Annotated in this window: 1 protein-coding gene; it reads left to right on the forward strand. The window is 66.6% G+C overall.

All coding sequences use genetic code 11. The features are described from left to right. A partial coding sequence (locus tag AB2U09_RS00095) for an LLM class flavin-dependent oxidoreductase (protein WP_459190652.1) occupies positions 1-332 on the forward strand: 332 nt, incomplete at both ends.

Here is a 332-nt window from a genome sequence, read left to right on the forward strand (position 1 = left end):
CGTCTCACGCTCGGTGTCGGCCTGGGCTACGTCGAAGAGGAGTTCGAGGCCTTCGGCGTGCCGATGGACGAGCGCGCCGGCCGGATGATCGAGGGCATCCAGTTCATCGACGAGTTCCTCTCCAGCGACGAGCCGATCACCTACGAGTGTCCGTTCTTCGAGGTCGAGGACTGGCAGCCCCTGCCGAAGACGATTCAGGAACCGCGGCCCTCGCTGTGGATCGGTGGCTGGGGTCCCAAGCAGATCCGCCGCTCGGTGCAGTTCTCCGACGCGTGGGTTCCCGGCGTCGTCGCCGACCTCGGCATCGTCGAGGACCGCAAGAACCAGCAGCG

This window comes from Halosimplex yunnanense (genome assembly GCF_054504345.1).